General features: G+C 64.3%; 13 protein-coding genes and 3 rRNA genes. 8 read left to right on the plus strand and 8 right to left on the minus strand.

The window, feature by feature from the left end; translation table 11 throughout:
• Positions 1–63 precede the first annotated feature (63 nt).
• The gene (locus QGN31_RS18570; protein WP_008254863.1) at positions 64–1,257 is read right to left on the minus strand and encodes an acetyl-CoA C-acetyltransferase; all 1,194 of its coding nucleotides are present in this window, start codon (positions 1,255–1,257) and stop codon (positions 64–66) included.
• Positions 1,258–1,346: 89 nt separating this feature from the next.
• On the opposite strand from QGN31_RS18570, the gene mce reads away from it, so the two are divergent.
• Positions 1,347–1,814, plus strand: coding sequence for a methylmalonyl-CoA epimerase (gene mce / locus QGN31_RS18575; protein ID WP_008254861.1), 468 nt, complete (start codon positions 1,347–1,349; stop codon positions 1,812–1,814).
• 10 nt (positions 1,815–1,824) lie between these two features.
• On the opposite strand, the gene QGN31_RS18580 is transcribed toward mce, so the two are convergent.
• Positions 1,825–2,127 carry a hypothetical protein gene (locus tag QGN31_RS18580; RefSeq protein ID WP_080552542.1) on the minus strand — a complete coding sequence of 101 codons (303 nt, stop codon included), beginning with the start codon at positions 2,125–2,127 and terminating at the stop codon, positions 1,825–1,827.
• A 22-nt stretch (positions 2,128–2,149) separates the two neighbouring features.
• Entirely contained in the window at positions 2,150–2,818 is a 669-nt protein-coding gene (gene nucS, locus QGN31_RS18585; RefSeq protein WP_008254859.1) for an endonuclease NucS, read from the minus strand.
• A gap of 45 nt (positions 2,819–2,863) precedes the next feature.
• Between nucS and QGN31_RS18590 the strand changes: the two genes are divergently transcribed.
• Entirely contained in the window at positions 2,864–4,489 is a 1,626-nt protein-coding gene (locus QGN31_RS18590; protein WP_014384080.1) for an adenylate/guanylate cyclase domain-containing protein, read from the plus strand.
• A gap of 13 nt (positions 4,490–4,502) precedes the next feature.
• Here the strand turns inward: QGN31_RS18590 and QGN31_RS18595 are convergent, their stop codons facing one another.
• Complete coding sequence (locus QGN31_RS18595) at positions 4,503–5,576, minus strand: GGDEF domain-containing protein (RefSeq protein ID WP_008254855.1); 1,074 nt, start codon at positions 5,574–5,576, stop codon at positions 4,503–4,505.
• Positions 5,577–5,789: 213 nt separating this feature from the next.
• Here QGN31_RS18595 and QGN31_RS18600 point away from each other — a divergent pair, with 213 nt between their 5' ends.
• The 4 genes from QGN31_RS18600 to QGN31_RS18615 all read left to right on the plus strand — a co-directional run bounded on the left by QGN31_RS18600 (position 5,790) and on the right by QGN31_RS18615 (position 8,871).
• Positions 5,790–7,277 (plus strand): DNA-3-methyladenine glycosylase 2 family protein, encoded by a 1,488-nt coding sequence (locus tag QGN31_RS18600; protein ID WP_014941506.1) that lies wholly within the window; start codon positions 5,790–5,792, stop codon positions 7,275–7,277.
• Positions 7,274–7,765: a methylated-DNA--[protein]-cysteine S-methyltransferase gene (locus QGN31_RS18605; protein WP_008254850.1), complete on the plus strand. Its 492-nt coding sequence runs from the start codon at positions 7,274–7,276 to the stop codon at positions 7,763–7,765. The genes QGN31_RS18600 and QGN31_RS18605 overlap by 4 nt, the downstream gene beginning before the upstream one ends.
• A 61-nt stretch (positions 7,766–7,826) precedes the next feature.
• Positions 7,827–8,135, plus strand: coding sequence for a hypothetical protein (locus QGN31_RS18610; RefSeq protein ID WP_008254847.1), 309 nt, complete (start codon positions 7,827–7,829; stop codon positions 8,133–8,135).
• Between the two features lie 22 nt (positions 8,136–8,157).
• Entirely contained in the window at positions 8,158–8,871 is a 714-nt protein-coding gene (locus QGN31_RS18615) for a hypothetical protein (protein ID WP_008254846.1), read from the plus strand.
• A 30-nt stretch (positions 8,872–8,901) separates the two neighbouring features.
• On the opposite strand, the gene QGN31_RS18620 is transcribed toward QGN31_RS18615, so the two are convergent.
• Positions 8,902–10,056: a PPE family protein gene (locus tag QGN31_RS18620; RefSeq protein WP_043954605.1), complete on the minus strand. Its 1,155-nt coding sequence runs from the start codon at positions 10,054–10,056 to the stop codon at positions 8,902–8,904.
• A 366-nt stretch (positions 10,057–10,422) separates the two neighbouring features.
• Between QGN31_RS18620 and QGN31_RS18625 the strand changes: the two genes are divergently transcribed.
• Together QGN31_RS18625 and QGN31_RS18630 are read left to right on the plus strand one after the other, a co-directional pair.
• Positions 10,423–10,722 carry a PE family protein gene (locus tag QGN31_RS18625; RefSeq protein ID WP_008254840.1) on the plus strand — a complete coding sequence of 100 codons (300 nt, stop codon included), beginning with the start codon at positions 10,423–10,425 and terminating at the stop codon, positions 10,720–10,722.
• A 12-nt stretch (positions 10,723–10,734) separates the two neighbouring features.
• Complete coding sequence (locus QGN31_RS18630) at positions 10,735–11,910, plus strand: PPE family protein (protein WP_014941504.1); 1,176 nt, start codon at positions 10,735–10,737, stop codon at positions 11,908–11,910.
• A gap of 233 nt (positions 11,911–12,143) precedes the next feature.
• On the opposite strand, the gene rrf is transcribed toward QGN31_RS18630, so the two are convergent.
• The 3 genes from rrf to QGN31_RS18645 all read right to left on the minus strand — a co-directional run bounded on the left by rrf (position 12,144) and on the right by QGN31_RS18645 (position 17,267).
• Positions 12,144–12,256, minus strand: a 5S ribosomal RNA gene (rrf, locus tag QGN31_RS18635).
• 89 nt (positions 12,257–12,345) lie between these two features.
• Positions 12,346–15,454 (minus strand): 23S ribosomal RNA (locus QGN31_RS18640).
• 282 nt (positions 15,455–15,736) lie between these two features.
• Positions 15,737–17,267 (minus strand): 16S ribosomal RNA (locus QGN31_RS18645).
• Together the 16S, 23S and 5S rRNA genes form the textbook arrangement of a ribosomal RNA operon.
• Positions 17,268–17,541 lie beyond the last annotated feature (274 nt).

Raw genomic sequence — 17,541 nt, forward strand, 5'->3', positions numbered from 1 at the left:
AAGATCACAAAATTCTTGCCGCCGCACGGCGCCAGCAACGTCGCGGGGAGCGTCGATCCCTGGCTAACCCGCCCGCAGAACCAGGGCGTCGCCCTGCCCTCCGGCCCCGCAGAGCGCCGCGACGGCGTATCCGGACCCCCGCCGCGCCAATTCCAGGGCCGCATGCAGCGTGATGCGCGCCCCCGACATGCCGATCGGATGCCCGACCGCGATCGCGCCGCCGTTGACGTTGACGATGTCGGGATTCACGCCGAGTTCGCGGGTCGAGGCCAGCGCGACCGCGGCAAACGCCTCGTTGATCTCCACGACATCGAGCTGGTCGACGGAGATGCCCTCGCGGCTGATGGCCTTCTTGATCGCGTTGGCCGGCTGCGACTGCAGGGTGGAGTCCGGACCGGCCACCACCCCGTGCGCGCCGATCTCGGCCAGCCAGCTCAGCCCCAGCTCCTGCGCTTTGGCCTTGCTCATCACCACCACCGCGGCGGCGCCATCGGAGATCTGGGAGGCCGAACCGGCGGTGATGGTGCCATCGCGGCGAAACGCCGGCTTGAGGCCGGCCAGCGACTCGGCCGTGGTGTTGGCGCGGATGCCTTCGTCCTCGGTGAACTGCAGCGGATCACCCTTGCGTTGCGGGATGTTGACCGGCACCACCTCGTCGGTGAAGACGCCGTCCTTCCACGCCGCGGCCGCCTTCTGATGCGACCCGGCAGCGAACTCGTCCTGCTCCTGGCGGGTGAACTTGTCGACGTCGTTGCGCTGTTCGGTGAGCGCGCCCATGGGCTGGTCGGTGAACACGTCATGCAGGCCGTCGTAGGCCATGTGGTCGAGGACCGTGACGTCGCCGTACTTGTAGCCCGAGCGGCTGTCCATCAGCAGGTGCGGCGCCTTGGACATGGACTCCTGGCCGCCGGCGACCACCACGTCGAACTCCCCGGCGCGAATGAGCTGGTCGGCCAGCGCGATGGAGTCGATTCCGGACAGGCACATCTTGTTGATGGTCAGCGCCGGAACGTCCCAGCCGATGCCGGCGGCCACGGCCGCCTGGCGTGCGGGCATCTGGCCCGCCCCGGCCGTCAACACCTGGCCCATGATCACGTAGTCGACCAGCGAACCCGGCTCTTGAACATTTGGGAAGGCCTTCTCCAGCGCGCCGGCGATCGCGATGGCGCCCAGATCGCTGCCCGAGAAATCCTTCAGCGAACCCATCAGCTTGCCGATGGGTGTGCGCGCTCCAGCAACGATCACCGACGTCGTCATGACTCTCTCCTAAGGCCTGCTGGGCGCTCCCCCGACGGCCGATTCGGACTCCCGGAGAAGCGCAATCTTTGCCGCCAGGTTACCGTTATGTGATGACGACCGATCAAGTTGACGCCCGTCAGATCCTGGCCACCTCACTGGTGACGGCGATCGATCACGTCGGCATCGCAGTCGCCGACCTGGACTCCGCCATCGACTGGTACCACGACCACCTCGGCATGATCCTGGTGCACGAGGAAGTCAACGAGGAGCAGGGAATCCGCGAAGCCATGCTGGCGGTGCGGGGCGCCCCGGCGGGCACCGCGCAGATCCAGTTGATGGCCCCGATCGACGAGTCCTCGACGATCGCGAAGTTCCTCGACAAGCGCGGGCCGGGCATTCAGCAGATGGCCGTTCGGGTCAGCGACCTCGACGCCATGGTCGAGCGGCTCCGCGAGCAAGGCGTGCGGTTGATCTACGACGCGCCCCGGCGCGGCACGGCAAACTCCCGGATCAACTTCATCCACCCCAAGGACGGCGGCGGAGTGCTGATCGAGCTCGTCGAACCGGCCGCCTGAAAGCCGGTAGTCAAGACCACTTCCTGGTGGGACCGCGGGTGGCGCGGTGCGCCCAGCACGGCGTGTGCCAATGCCGGCGGTCCTCGACGTGACCCGCGCCTGTCCCGGACACCGAATCGATCGGCCACACCACCAAATGAGCTGAGCCGGAGCGGATTTCGTGATCACAGCCCGGGCAGCGATAGGTCTTGACCGCTCGGGCCGCCGCGACGGGACGGACCTCGTACTCGTGTCCGTCGGGCCCGACCTCCACCCGGCGCAGCAGCGGCGCCGACGGCCGCTGCCTGCGTGGCGGTGGGCGGCGCCGAGGCATGCGATCAGTCTAGTGACGGGCTTCAGAACAGCCGGTACTCGTCGTTGTCCATGCCCCGCATCTTGTCGTAATCCAATGTCACACAACGGATCCCGCGATCGACGGCCAGGGTGCGCGCCTGCGGCTTGATCTGCTGCGCCGCGAAGACCCCTTGCACCGGCGCCAGCAGGCTGTCCCGGTTGAGCAGCTCGAGGTAGCGGGTGAGCTGCTCGACGCCGTCGATCTCGCCGCGCCGCTTGATCTCCACCGCCACCGAGCCGCCGCGTTCGTCGCGGCACAGCAGATCGACGGGGCCGATGGCGGTCATGTACTCGCGACGCACCAGCGTGTACCCCTCGCCGAGCAGCTGGACGTGCTCGGCGAGCAGCGCCTGCAGGTGCGCTTCGACGCCGTCCTTGACCAGCCCCGGGTCCACGCCGAGATCGTGGCTGGAGTCGTGTTCGATCTCCTCGACGGTGATGCGCAGTTGTTCGCCCGCCTTGTTTTCGACAACCCACACCGGGGGGTCACCGGCCTGCTCGCTCAGCCAGCACGGCGGGCTCATCCAATTCAGCGGTTTGTAGGCGCGGTCGTCGGCGTGCACACTGACCGATCCGTCGGCCTTGAACAGCAACAGCCTGCGCGCGGAGGGCAGGTGCGCGGTGAGCCGGCCGACGTAGTCCACGGTGCATTGAGCGATCACTAGACGCACCCGACTCACCTTAGAGCGTGGCCGACAAATTAGGCTGACGCCACCATGTCGGCCAACACGTCCTTGGCACAACGAATAGGCCGGGTGCTCGAGCGCGTCACCCGTCAGAGCGGCCGTCTGCCAGAGACGCCGGCGTACGGCTCCCTGCTGCTCGGTCGGGTGTCGGAAAGCCAGGGCCGCCGCCGGGTGCGCATCCAGATCATCATGACGGTGCTGGTGCTGGGCGCGAACCTGATCGGCATCGCCGTCGCGCTGTTTTTGGTGACGGTCGCCATCCCGGTGCCGAGCGTGTTCGACGACGCGCCGGCGTGGATCACGTTCGGTGCCTCCCCGGCCTACATCGTGGCGGCCTCGGCGTGGGGCACGTACTGGATCACCCGCCGGACCGTGATCGCCCTGCGCTGGGCGATCGAAGAGCGCGAGCCGACTCCAGAGGACGAGCGCAACACCTTTGTCGCGCCGTGGCGCATCGCCCTCGTCGACCTCGTCTTGTGGGGCGTCGGGACGATACTGCTGACGACGCTGTACGGCATGGTCAACACGCTCTTCATTCCGCGATTCCTGCTCGTCGTGAGCTTTGGCGGGGTGGTGGTCGCCACCGCTAGTTACCTGCTCGCGGAGTTCGCGCTGCGGCCCGTCGCCGCCCAGGCGCTCGAGGCCGGTCCACCGCCACGACGGTTCGCGGCGGGCATCATGGGCCGCACGATGGTCGTCTGGTTCCTCGGTTCGGCCGTGCCCGTCATCGGGATCATGATGCTCGCTCTGTTCGAGCTCGTGCTGCGCAATCTGACCCAGACGCAGTTCGCGGTGGCCGTGTTGATCGTGTCGATGGCTCCGTTGATCTTCGGGTGCGTCCTGATGTGGATCCTGGCCTGGCTCACCGCGACACCGGTGCGGGTGGTCCGTGCGGCGCTGGCGCGCGTCGAGCGCGGCGATCTGCGGGGGGACCTCGTGGTGTTCGACGGTACCGAACTCGGTGAGCTGCAACGCGGCTTCAACACGATGGTCGACGGCCTGCGGGAGCGGGAACGCGTCCGCGACCTCTTCGGCCGCCACGTCGGGCGTGAGGTGGCGCTGGCCGCGGAACGCGAACGGCCGAAGCTGGGCGGCGAAGAACGCCACGTCGCGGTCGTCTTCATCGACATCGTCGGGTCGACGCAGCTGGTGACGAGCCAGCCGCCGGCCGAAGTCGTTGCGGTGCTGAACCGTTTCTTCGCGATCGTCGTCGAGGAGGTCGACCGCTACTGCGGGCTGGTCAACAAATTCGAAGGCGACGCGACGCTGGCCATCTTCGGCGCGCCCAACCGCCTGGACAGTCCCGAAGATGCGGCGCTGGCCGCCGCGCGGTGTATCGCCGAGCGCCTGGCGGACGAGATGTCCGACCTCGAGGCCGGGATCGGCGTGGCCGCGGGCCAGGTCGTCGCCGGAAATGTCGGCGCCAAAGAACGATTCGAATACACCGTCATCGGGGAGCCGGTCAACGAGGCGGCGCGGCTGTGCGAGCTCGCCAAGTCACACACCAACCGTCTGCTCGCGACGGCCGACGCCATCGAGGGCGCAAGCGAAAACGAGCGGGCCCGTTGGTCATTGGGCGAAACGGTCACCCTGCGCGGGCACGAGCGCCCCACCCGTTTGGCGTCGCTCGTCGACGCCCCTTCATCCGCTCAGTAGGGCTTCGGCGGGCTCAGACCGCCACCTGGCGGTGGCGACTCTGGTTGCCGCCGCACCGTTTGGCTTCATACATCGCGGTGTCGGCCTGGGCGACCAATTGGTGGAACGCGTGCTCGGCATAGTCCGAGACGACGCTGCGCAACGCGAGGGTGGCGATCCCGACGCTGGCGGTCACCGATGCGTTCATCGCGGCTATCGCGTCACAGAGCTGTCGGCCCCACTCTGGCAGCTGGTCCGCGGTGACGATGTCGGCGACCAGGAACTCCTCCCCGCCGACGCGGCCGACGATCGCGGTCTCTCCGCAGGCGGTCGTCAGGGTGCCGGCCACCTCGATGAGCGCCTCATCGCCGGCCGCGTGCCCGCGGGTGTCGTTGAGCTCTTTGAAGCGGTCCAGATCGACCATGGCCACCGCCAAGAACATGTGATGCGCGCCCGCGAGCATCCGGCCGACTATCTCCCTGTCGCAGGCTCGCCGGTTCAGCAGGCCGGTCAGCGGATCGCGGTTGGCACGCGAGAGATCAACCCACAGGGCGCGCACCACGACCTGGATGGCGAGCGGAACGACCACGTTGAGTTCCAGAACCAGGAAGTAGCCGGTGAAGGCCAACACTGCTTGCCCCTCGGCGGCCAGACGCACCGCCTGCCAGGCCCCGATCGCGCTGGCCACGCCGAGGTTCAGCGCCATGAGCCTGGTGGTGTGGAAGAACGCGATGTAGCCGCCGGTCACCGAGAGCGCCGAGCAGGACATCAGCCCGACGAGCGGCTGGGGCTGCCACAGACAGCCGCCGCCAATGGATACGCAGCCGGTCATGATGTAGAAGATCGACTGGCGCCGGGTGGGCCATCCGCTCAACCACAGCACCGCCATGCCCAGTCCGATCACGGCGGACACGACCGAAACCGTCAGCGCCACATGGGGATACAACGGCTCGGGGCCCCAGTACACATTGACGGGCACCAGCACCAACGAGGACGCCACGACAGCCAACACCCTGCGGGTGTTGGTGCTCAGCCCGTGCGCTTGCAAATAACCTGTCAGCCAATCGAAGTGGTCGTCCTGCCCCCACCACGTCGCCAGCCGCTTCATCGGTTCGCCTTTCCCCGAACTCACTCACCCCGTCGGGTCACGCCGTCAGAGCCGGCGAGTTGGGTCACAGTAAATACCATCGCGTGCGGGAAGTACCTCGAATCGACAAGAAAGCCGCTCCGACGTGAGGCCGACCGACACCGATGCGTGCCCGCCCACCACGATGTCGCTTTCCCGCTAGTTTTGTCGGTGCCCGGGTGTAAGTCTGGAAGCGTGCACGACGATTTCGACCGCTGCTACCGCGCCGTCCAGTCCAAGGACGCCCGGTTCGACGGCTGGTTCGTCACCGCGGTGCTGACCACCCGGATCTACTGCCGGCCCAGCTGCCCGGTGCGGCCGCCGTTCGCCCGCAACGTGCGGTTCTACCCCACCGCGGCGGGCGCCCAGCGGGCCGGCTTTCGGGCCTGCAAACGGTGCCGTCCCGATGCCTCTCCGGGTTCCCCCGAATGGAACGTGCGCGGTGACGTGGTGGCGCGCACGATGCGGCTGATCGCCGACGGCACCGTGGACCGCGACGGTGTGGGTGGTCTGGCCGCCCACCTCGGTTACACCACTCGCCAGCTCGAACGGCTCCTGCAGGCCGAGGTCGGCGCCGGCCCGCTGGCACTGGCCCGGGCGCAGCGCGCCCAGACCGCCCGCGTGTTGATCGAGACGACGGACCTGCCGTTCGGCGACGTCGCATTCGCCGCGGGCTTTTCCAGCATCCGTCAGTTCAACGACACCGTGCGATCGGTGTTCGAAGGCACACCGAGCGCCCTGCGCCGGCGCGCGGCCGCCCGTACCGCGTCCGAGGACAATTCGCCTGGCACCGTGTGCCTTCGGCTCCCGGTGCGCACACCCTTCGCCTACGAGGGCGTCTTCGGCCATCTCGCGGCCGGCGCCGTTCCCGGTTGCGAGGAGGTCCGCGATGGCGGGTACCGACGCAGCTTGCGCCTTCCGTTCGGCAACGCCATCGTGAACCTGACGCCCGCCGTCGACCATGTCCGTTGCGTCCTCGTGCTCGACGATTTCCGCGATCTGACCACGGCGATCGCCCGCTGCCGGCGGCTGCTGGACCTCGACGCGGACCCGGAGGCGGTCGACGAAGCGCTGGGCGCGGACGCCGGACTGCGACCCGTCGTGGCCAAGGCGCCCGGGCAGCGCATTCCGCGCACCGTCGACGAAGCCGAACTCGCGGTGCGCGCAGTGCTCGGGCAGCAGGTGTCGACCAGGGCCGCGAGCACCCATGCCGGGCGGCTGGTCGCCGCGTACGGACGGCCGGTCAACGACGCCGAGGGAACGTTGACCCACACCTTCCCCTCGGTCGAGGAGCTCGCCGAGATCGATCCCGTCCATCTGGCGGTGCCCAAGGCCCGCCGCCGCACGCTGAGCGCATTGGTTGCCGGCCTCGCCGACGGCAGCATCGTGCTGGACACCGGATGCGACTGGGACAGTGCCCGCAGACAGTTGCTCGCGCTGCCCGGGGTGGGCCCCTGGACCGCGGAAGTGATCGCGATGCGCGGCCTTGGCGACCCCGACGCCTTCCCCGCCAGCGACCTCGGGCTGCGCCTGGCCGCCAAACAGCTGGGATTGCCGTCCGACGAACGCTCCCTCGTGGAACGCGGCGCCCGTTGGCGCCCCTGGCGTTCCTATGCCACCCAATATCTTTGGACCACTCTCGAGCATCCCGTAAACCATTGGCCGCCACAGGAGGTCGCATGATCGAGTACCGCACCATCGACAGCCCCATCGGATTGCTGACCCTGGCCGGTCGCGGCTCCGTATTGACGAACCTACGGATGGTCGACCAGACCTATGAGCCGAGCCGCGCCGGCTGGTCGCCGAACCCGCGGGCGTTCGGCGCCGCCGTCGAGCAGCTGGCCGCCTATTTCGCCGGCGAGCGCACCGACTTCGATTTCGAGTTCGACCTGCACGGCTCCGAGTTCCAGCGGCGCGTATGGAAGGCGTTGCTGACGATTCCCTATGGGGAGACGAGGTCATACGGATGGATCGCCGAGCAGATCGGCGCTCCGGGGTCCGCGCGCGCCGTGGGATTGGCCAACGGGCACAATCCGATCGCGATCGTGGTGCCCTGCCACCGGGTGATCGGCTCGAACGGCAGCCTCACCGGCTACGGCGGCGGCCTGCAGCGCAAGCGCGCCCTGCTGGATCTGGAAAAGACCCACAGTTGCGCAACGCTGTTCGACTGACCGCCGGCGGTGGTCGCGTTTCTTTTGCGAGGTCCGTCGTACGACGCTATCGTCCATATTTGTGGACGACAGTGCGAAGGATCCGGCGGTGGTGCTGCCGTATCTGGTCGGGAGACCCCTGGCGGCCACCGAGGTCTACGAAGCGTTCGGCTACCGCAAGTCCGCGTACTACAAGGCGGCTCGCGAGGGCAGGCTGATCACCGCCGACAACCTGATCAGGGCGGCCAAGTATTTGGGGTTGAACCCGGTCGACCTGCAGGTCCGCTACGGTCTGATCGACCCTGACTCGGTCACCGAGTACCTGGAGTCCCAGACCGGCCCGCCCAGGCTGCGCGACCTTCGCCCCGATCCCAACAGTCCGCCCGTCTGAGCGGCACTGCCGGACCGTTTGGATGATCAAAACCGCACTCATCGTCGTCACCTTGGCCGCCCTTCTGTGCAGCCTGTGGATCCGGCGTTACACGTGGCGCTCCCGATGGGAGGCCGGCGCCACCCGCAACATCGCACTGCATGGCTGCGCGGTGCTGCTGATGTCGCACTGGGCCGCGGCCGCGCTCGGACCCCCGCTGCACCGCGTCTTCGGGCTGTGGAACGTGCAACACCTGCTCGGACACATCTGCTGGATCTTCGCGGTGACGGCGATCATCCGCCATGGGCTCATCCGCCTGGTCGACGAAGCCCACGAGAGCGAGCTGTTGCGCAAGCACGTCACGCGCCCGCTACGCATCGCGGTTCCGCTGCTGGTGGTTCTGTTCGTCATCGCCGACGAGGGCCATCACCTCGACTTCTTCGCGGCCCCCGCCGACTTCTGGCTGCTGGCTTACTGGCTGGTCCTGGGCGCCCTGATGATCTACCTGCTCTCCTACGCCGGGCGAGTGCTGCTGATCCTGCGGACGGATCCCCGCTCAACGACGACCGTCGACCTCTACCTGATCTCGGCGGGATTCGGGGTGGCGGCGAGCGTGATTCAAATCGGCACCGCCTGGGCGGGCACGGACATCGCCTTGCCCGTCTGGTTGTGCGCCTGCCTGAGCGCCATCGGCTTCGCCTACGGATCCGCGCGATCGTGGCAGGCCAAGGTGGCCTGGTTCACGTCCGGCAAGTAGGCCATCCGGCGCCTTCGGCGACCTGAGCGTTTATCCGCCCACCACGTGCCGGGCTACCACCATCGGGCGGAACCCGTAACGCTGCCCGACGATCTTGCCCCCGGCCCCCCGGCCCGTGCCCGACAGCGGGATGCCGCGGAGCAACCCGCTTCCCTTGGCTTCGGCGCCGGCGCCGACGGTGCTGACCGCCGGCGCGGCTGTGTCCGCGCTTGTCGCCGGAGCCGCGGCGGCCCAACTCTGCGGCACCGACAAGTGACCCACCGTGGCCGCCCTGCCCAGACCCGCCGTCACGGGCGAGGACGCACCCGAGGACACCGGGCCACCGCCGAGCGTTCCTCCCACACCGCGCAAGGTGGCCGCGGCCGTCGCGGCTTTGCCGTCACCGGCGGCCGGCATCACGCCTTCCCAGATCTTCATCATGTGCTCCCAGTCGCCCGCGTGGTTGTAGGCCATACCAAGGTGGTTGGTATACAACGAGGTCAACTTTTTCCAGGACTCCGATGCCGACGATTCGGATGCCCCTGACGAGCCTTCCACCACTGCGCTGGAGACCAACGTTGGGTTTGCTAATCCGGAGGTGGAGGCACCGGGTTGCGTGCTTGTTTCGGCCGCCGTGTCGGCGGCATGGGCGACCGCGGCCGCTTGACCGCCCTCCCCCGCCGGGTTGGTGGTGGAGGGCGGCTGGTCGAACGGGGGCAACGCCGAGGCGCCGGCCGACGCCGCGGCGTAGCCATACATCGCGGCCGCGTCCTGGGCCCACATCTCGGCGTAGTGGGTCTCGGTGGCCGCGATCGCGGGCAGGTTCTGGCCGAAGAAATTCGTTGCGATCAGCATCATCAACTGGGCGCGGTTGGCCGCGATCACCGGTGGCGGAACCGTCATCGCGAACGCCGCCTCGTAGGCCCCCGCGGCGGCCTTCGCCTGGACCGCCGTCTGTTCGGCCTGTGCGGCGGTCGCGGTGAGCCACGCCACGTAGGGGGCCGAGGCGGCGGCCATCGTCGCCGACGCCGGACCCAGCCACGCGCCGGTGAGTTCGGCGATCAACGAACCGTAGGAGGCTGCGGTGGTGTACAGCTCGATGGCCAACCCGTCCCAGGCTGCGGCGGCCGCCAGCATAGGCCCCGAACCCGCACCGACGTACATCCGCCCGGAGTTGACCTCCGGCGGAAGCGCCCCGTAATCCACTAAGTGGTCCCCTCGTCTTGTCGGCGACGGCTGTCGCACGCGCGCCGACGCCCCCCGAAACTGTGGTCAGATACTTGTGCGCGGGTACCGTCCAGCGCAGCCGCCGGCGTCGGCCGTCGAATCACGAACGCGATGCCGATCCTCGGGCACGGCGGTCATCTCTTATGAGTGGACGTTTGTACACATATGTGATCGTAAGAACATATATGTACATATGAGTTCACAGATATGAACTGAATCTAGCTGAAAATGAACACTTGTCTTTAGCAATACACTATTGGGCGCGCAGCCCTTAACCTCGCGGTGGAGCGGCTTTCAGCGGCCGTTCAGCACCGTTGAATCGGAACCAGCGAGGAGAGAATCACCGTGTCGTTCGTGACCACCCAGCCCGAAGCGTTAACCGCCGCAGCCCAGAACTTGGCTGCCATCGGCTCGGCGCTGGCCGCACAGAATGCAGCGGCATCGGCGCCGACGATGGGAGTGGTACCCGCGGCAACCGATGAGGTCTCCGTGCTGGTTGCCGCGCAGTTCGCCACGCACGCCCAGATGTATCAGACCGTCTGCGCCCAGGCCACGGTGATTCACGACAGCTTCGTGAGAATGCTGCACTTCGGCGCCGGCTCATATGCGGCAACCGAAGCCATCAACGCCGCCGCGTCCAGCTGAGGCGGGTGCGACGTGCTGGATTTCGGAGCGTTACCCCCGGAGATCCATTCGGAGCGCATGTATTCCGGCCCGGGCTCGGCCTCGATGATGGCCGCCGCGTGGGCCTGGAATCTGCTGGCCGCGGAGTTGGATTCCGCGGCCAACGACTACGACAGGATCATCACGCAACTGGTGAGCGAAGAGTGGATGGGCCCCGCCTCGGCCCAGATGGCCGAGGCCGCCAAACCCTATGTGGCGTGGATGCGCACCACCGCCGTGCAGGCCGAACAGGCCGCCGTTTCGGCCAGGGCCGCGGCGGGCGCCTACGAAGCGGCGTTTGCCGCCACGGTGCCCCCACCGCTGATCGAAGCCAACCGCGCCCAATTCGTCCAGGCGGTGTCGACCAATGTCCTGGGCCAAAACACGCCGCTGATCGTTCAGCTCGAGACGCAATACGCCGAAATGTGGGCGCAAGACGCTACGGCGATGTACGGCTACGCGGGTCAGGCCGCGCCGGTCACCCAGGTGACACCGTTCACCCGGCCGGCGGAGACCACCAATCCGGCCGGCGAGGCCATGCAGGCGGCCTCGGTCGCTCAGGCGGCCGGCACCTCGGCCGGGGCGGAGTCGGCACAATCACAGTTGCTGTCCTCGGTACCGCCCACACTGCAGGCACTCTCGTCGCCCGCGGCGGCGAACACGGAACTGCCGCCGATCACCGACGTGCTGGAACAGAACCCCGTGTTCGACATGTGGGCCGAATACGCCAGCCCTGCCCAGAACACCCTCGCGATGATGTATCGCGTTACCGGGATGTCGACCCACTTCCTATCGCTCTCAAAGGGTTTGGCTCCCGCAGCCAAGGCCGCCAGTGAGGGAGCGAAGGCCGCCGCGAGCCTGCCCGCCGTGGGCGCATCGCTGCGCGGGCTGGCCGGTGGCGGCGGCGCCATATCGGCGACTTTGGCTTCTGCGGCGCCGGTCGGCGGCCTCTCCGTGCCCCCCGCCTGGACCTCCGCGGCGGGCCCGGCGGTCGCCTCCGGAGCCTCGTCGATTCCGGTCAGCCGCTTCATCACCACTCCCGAGACATCGGGACCCGGAAACCTGTTGGGCGGTATGCCGCTGGCGGGTGTCGGCGGGGGTTCGACCGGCGCCGGCCCGCGCTACGGGATCCGCCCGACGGTGATGGCCCGCCCGCCGTTTGCCGGCTAGCCGAGCAACAACGTCCCGAGCAATCGGGTCGAGATCCGGCTCAGCGCACCGCCGTTGGCATCGCGGAGGGCGCTGCACCCGGCTCGGCCGTGGCCCGTCGACCGCGCGTACCGCGTCGCCGGCTTACGGACACGGGACGCTGCGATCCCGCATGCCGGTGTAAATCCCTGTGCGCCAGTGGTTTTGGCTACGAATGCAAAAACACCCCCGTTGCCGGGGGTGTTTTTGTGTATGTTCGGCGGTGTCCTACTTTTCCACCCGTATGGGCAGTATCATCGGCGCTGACAGGCTTAGCTTCCGGGTTCGGAATGGGACCGGGCGTTTCCCTGTCGCTGTGGCCGCCGTAACTCTATTTAAATTTGTTTGGTGGGGGGTGCGGTGTTCAAGCTTCCAGCGGCAAAATGCCGCCGAAATGGACTGTGGTTGCGATTGTGTGTTGGTAAGTTTTCGGCCGGTTAGTGCCAGTTCCCTGCACTCATTGCTGAGCTTCCAGGTCTGGCCTATCGAACCCGTGGTCTGCGGGGGGCCTTATCCCTCTAAAAGGGTGAGAAACCTGATCTTGGAGAAGGTTTCCCGCTTAGATGCTTTCAGCGGTTATCCTGTCCGAACGTGGCTATCCAGCCGTGCTCCTGGTGGAACAACTGGTATACCAGAGGTTCGTCCGTCCCGGTCCTCTCGTACTAGGGACAGGTTTCCTCAAGTTTCTGACGCGCGCGGCGGATAGAGACCGAACTGTCTCACGACGTTCTAAACCCAGCTCGCGTGCCGCTTTAATGGGCGAACAGCCCAACCCTTGGGACCTGCTCCAGCCCCAGGATGCGACGAGCCGACATCGAGGTGCCAAACCATCCCGTCGATATGGACTCTTGGGGAAGATCAGCCTGTTATCCCCGGGGTACCTTTTATCCGTTGAGCGACACCCCTTCCACTCGGGGGTGCCGGATCACTAGTCCCGACTTTCGTCCCTGCTTGACTTGTAAGTCTCGCAGTCAAGCTCCCTTGTGCACTTACACTCGTCACCTGATTGCCGTCCAGGTTGAGGGAACCTTTGGGCGCCTCCGTTACATTTTAGGAGGCAACCGCCCCAGTTAAACTACCCGCCAGGCACTGTCCGTGAACCCGATAAGGGTTCGACGTTAGGTGTCCAATACGATCAGAGTGGTATTTCAACAACGACTCCATACAAACTGGCGTCTGTATTTCACAGTCTCCCACCTATCCTACACAAACCGTACCGAACACCAATACCAAGTTGTAGTGAAGGTCCCGGGGTCTTTTCGTCCTGCCGCGCGTAACGAGCATCTTTACTCGTAGTGCAATTTCGCCGAGTCTATGGTTGAGACAGTTGGGAAGTCGTTACGCCATTCGTGCAGGTCGGAACTTACCCGACAAGGAATTTCGCTACCTTAGGATGGTTATAGTTACCACCGCCGTTTACTGGGGCTTAAATTCTCCGCTTCACCTTACGGTTAACGGGTCCTCTTAACCTTCCAGCACCGGGCAGGCGTCAGTCCGTATACATCGTCTTGCGACTTCGCACGGACCTGTGTTTTTAGTAAACAGTCGCTACCCACTGGTTTCTGCGGCCGGATCCCGCTCCCACCGCAAGGGTGTTCACGGTATTCCGGCCCCCCTTCTCCCGAAGTTACGGGGGCATTTTGCCGAGTTCCTTAACCATAGTTATCTCGTACGCCTTGGTATTCTCTACCTGACCACCTGTGTTGGTTTGGGGTACGGGCCGTGTATGTGCTCGCTAGAGGCTTTTCTTGGCAGCAGAGGATCACCGAATTCACCTCAATCGGCTATGCATCACCTCTCAGGATTAATGAGCGACGGATTTGCCTATCGCTCTCCCTACAGGCTTGCCCCAGTATTACCACTGACTGGTACGGCTACCTTCCTGCGTCACCCCATCGCTTGACTACTACCAGCGAAGGTCCCACGCAGCCCCGAAACTCCATGCCCCCGAAGGGGAATGGTCGATCCGGTTTTGGGTGGTTAGTACCGCTGATTCATCAGGGACGCCCATACACGGGTACGGGAATATCAACCCGTTGTCCATCGACTACGCCTGTCGGCCTCGCCTTAGGTCCCGACTCACCCTGGGCGGACTGGCCTGGCCCAGGAACCCTTGGTCTTACGGCGGGCAAGGTTCTCACTTGCCTTATCGCTACTCATGCCTGCATTCTCACTCCCCCACCCTCCACCACCGGTCACCCGGAGGCTTCGCTGAATGAGGGACGCTCCCCTACCCACATCCACGTAAACGTGAATGTGCCGCGGCTTCGGCGGTGTGCTTGAGCCCCGCTACATTATCGGCGCATAATCACTTGACCAGTGAGCTATTACGCACTCTTTCAAGGGTGGCTGCTTCTAAGCCAACCTCCTGGTTGTCTCTGCGACTACACATCCTTTTCCACTTAGCACACGCTTAGGGGCCTTAGCCGGCGATCTGGGCTGTTTCCCTTTCGACGTACGGAGCTTATCCCCCGCCGTCTCACTGCCACGCTTTACACCACGGCATTCGGAGTTTGGCTGACGTCAGTAACCTAGTAGGGCCCATCGGCCATCCAGTAGCTCTACCTCCGTGGTGAACCACGCAACGCTGCACCTAAATGCATTTCGGGGAGAACCAGCTATCACGGAGTTTGATTGGCCTTTCACCCCTACCCACAGCTCATCCCCTCAGTCTTCAACCTAAGTGGGTTCGGGCCTCCACGCGGTCTTACCCGCGCTTCACCCTGGCCATGGGTAGATCACTCCGCTTCGGGTCCAGAACACGCCACTACACCCCAAAGGGGATGCGCCCTATTCAGACTCGCTTTCGCTGCGGCTACCCCGCACGGGTTAACCTCGCGACGTGTCCCTGACTCGCAGGCTCATTCTTCAAAAGGCACGCCATCACCCCACAAGGAGGCTCTGACGGATTGTAGGCACACGGTTTCAGGTACTATTTCACTCCCCTCCCGGGGTACTTTTCACCATTCCCTCACGGTACTAATCCGCTATCGGTCATCGAGAAGTATTTAGGCTTACCGGGTGGTCCCGGCAGATTCACAGCAGATTCCACGGGCCCGCTGCTACTCGGGAATTGATACAAGGTAGGTGACGGGTTTTCGCGTACCGGGCTCTCACCGTCTACGGCAGACCATCCCAGGCCACTTCCGCTAACCACGACACTTTCTGACTACCCCTCAGCCAGGTAGAGCTGAGATGTATCCTCCCACAACCCCGCACACACAACCCCTACCCGGTATCACATGCGTGCGGTTTAGCCTGTTCCGCGTTCGCTCGCCACTACTTACGGAATCACAATTGTTTTCTTCTCCTACGGGTACTGAGATGTTTCACTTCCCCGCGTTCCCTCCCGCACCCTATATATTCAGATGCGGGTAACACGACATCACTCGTGCTGGGTTTCCCCATTCGGAAATCCTCGGATCAATGCTCGGTTGACAGCTCCCCGAGGCATATCGCAGCCTCCCACGTCCTTCATCGGCTCTCGATGCCAAGGCATCCACCATGCGCCCTTAAACACTTACTTACACACAAAAACCAAAGAAGAAATTACACATTTCGACGAACGCATCAGCCCTAAGGACTATGCGCTCATCTAGATGCTCGCAACCACTATCCAATACTCAAACACCACACCCCACCACCAAGATGGAGGGACTCCACACGGATCGACCGAGTGTTGTCTCAGGGCCCAATAGTGTGTCTGGCAATCATTTGCTGTTGTGCACCCGGCCCCCGTCCACTACAGACGGGAACCCCTCACGGCTCGCACCCCACCAATTGGAGTGCTTTTCGTGGTGCTCCTTAGAAAGGAGGTGATCCAGCCGCACCTTCCGGTACGGCTACCTTGTTACGACTTCGTCCCAATCGCCGATCCCACCTTCGACAGCTCCCTCCCAAGGGTTAGGCCACTGGCTTCGGGTGTTACCGACTTTCATGACGTGACGGGCGGTGTGTACAAGGCCCGGGAACGTATTCACCGCAGCGTTGCTGATCTGCGATTACTAGCGACTCCGACTTCATGGGGTCGAGTTGCAGACCCCAATCCGAACTGAGACCGGCTTTAAAAGGATTCGCTTAACCTTGCGGCATCGCAGCCCTTTGTACCGGCCATTGTAGCATGTGTGAAGCCCTGGACATAAGGGGCATGATGACTTGACGTCATCCCCACCTTCCTCCGAGTTGACCCCGGCAGTCTCTCACGAGTCCCCGGCATTACCCGCTGGCAACATGAGACAAGGGTTGCGCTCGTTGCGGGACTTAACCCAACATCTCACGACACGAGCTGACGACAGCCATGCACCACCTGCACACAGGCCACAAGGGAACGCCTATCTCTAGACGCGTCCTGTGCATGTCAAACCCAGGTAAGGTTCTTCGCGTTGCATCGAATTAATCCACATGCTCCGCCGCTTGTGCGGGCCCCCGTCAATTCCTTTGAGTTTTAGCCTTGCGGCCGTACTCCCCAGGCGGGGTACTTAATGCGTTAGCTACGGCACGGATCCCAAGGAAGGAAACCCACACCTAGTACCCACCGTTTACGGCGTGGACTACCAGGGTATCTAATCCTGTTCGCTCCCCACGCTTTCGCTCCTCAGCGTCAGTTACTGCCCAGAGACCCGCCTTCGCCACCGGTGTTCCTCCTGATATCTGCGCATTCCACCGCTACACCAGGAATTCCAGTCTCCCCTGCAGTACTCTAGTCTGCCCGTATCGCCCGCACGCTCACAGTTAAGCCGTGAGATTTCACGAACAACGCGACAAACCACCTACGAGCTCTTTACGCCCAGTAATTCCGGACAACGCTCGCACCCTACGTATTACCGCGGCTGCTGGCACGTAGTTGGCCGGTGCTTCTTCTCCACCTACCGTCAATCCGAGAAAACCCGGACCTTCGTCGATGGTGAAAGAGGTTTACAACCCGAAGGCCGTCATCCCCCACGCGGCGTCGCTGCATCAGGCTTGCGCCCATTGTGCAATATTCCCCACTGCTGCCTCCCGTAGGAGTCTGGGCCGTATCTCAGTCCCAGTGTGGCCGGACACCCTCTCAGGCCGGCTACCCGTCGTCGCCTTGGTAGGCCATCACCCCACCAACAAGCTGATAGGCCGCGGGCCCATCCCACACCGCAAAAGCTTTCCACCTAAAGACATGCGCCTAAAGGTCCTATCCGGTATTAGACCCAGTTTCCCAGGCTTATCCCGAAGTGCAGGGCAGATTGCCCACGTGTTACTCACCCGTTCGCCACTCGAGTACCCCCGAAGGGGCCTTTCCGTTCGACTTGCATGTGTTAAGCACGCCGCCAGCGTTCGTCCTGAGCCAGGATCAAACTCTCCAAACAAAAACTCCTCGATGAACGAGGTGAATTTCAAATCAGAGATACCTGACAAGACACCAAATAACTGGCATCAAAAATTGCCATACCCACACACGGGGAGTGCTAGGTATGGCCAAAAAAACAACAACAAATAAAAAGACCAAACACACTATTGAGTTCTCAAACAACACTTGTTTCGCCCGTTTTGGGGCAACCCTGCCAGCTTAATACAAGTCCGGCAGTGGAGTCAACTCCCAGTTTTGGTCTTCCAGAGACCGAGTCGGGAGCAGCCGTGCCA

This window comes from Mycobacterium sp. 2-64 (assembly GCF_035918375.1).
GTDB lineage: Bacteria > Actinomycetota > Actinomycetes > Mycobacteriales > Mycobacteriaceae > Mycobacterium > Mycobacterium intracellulare.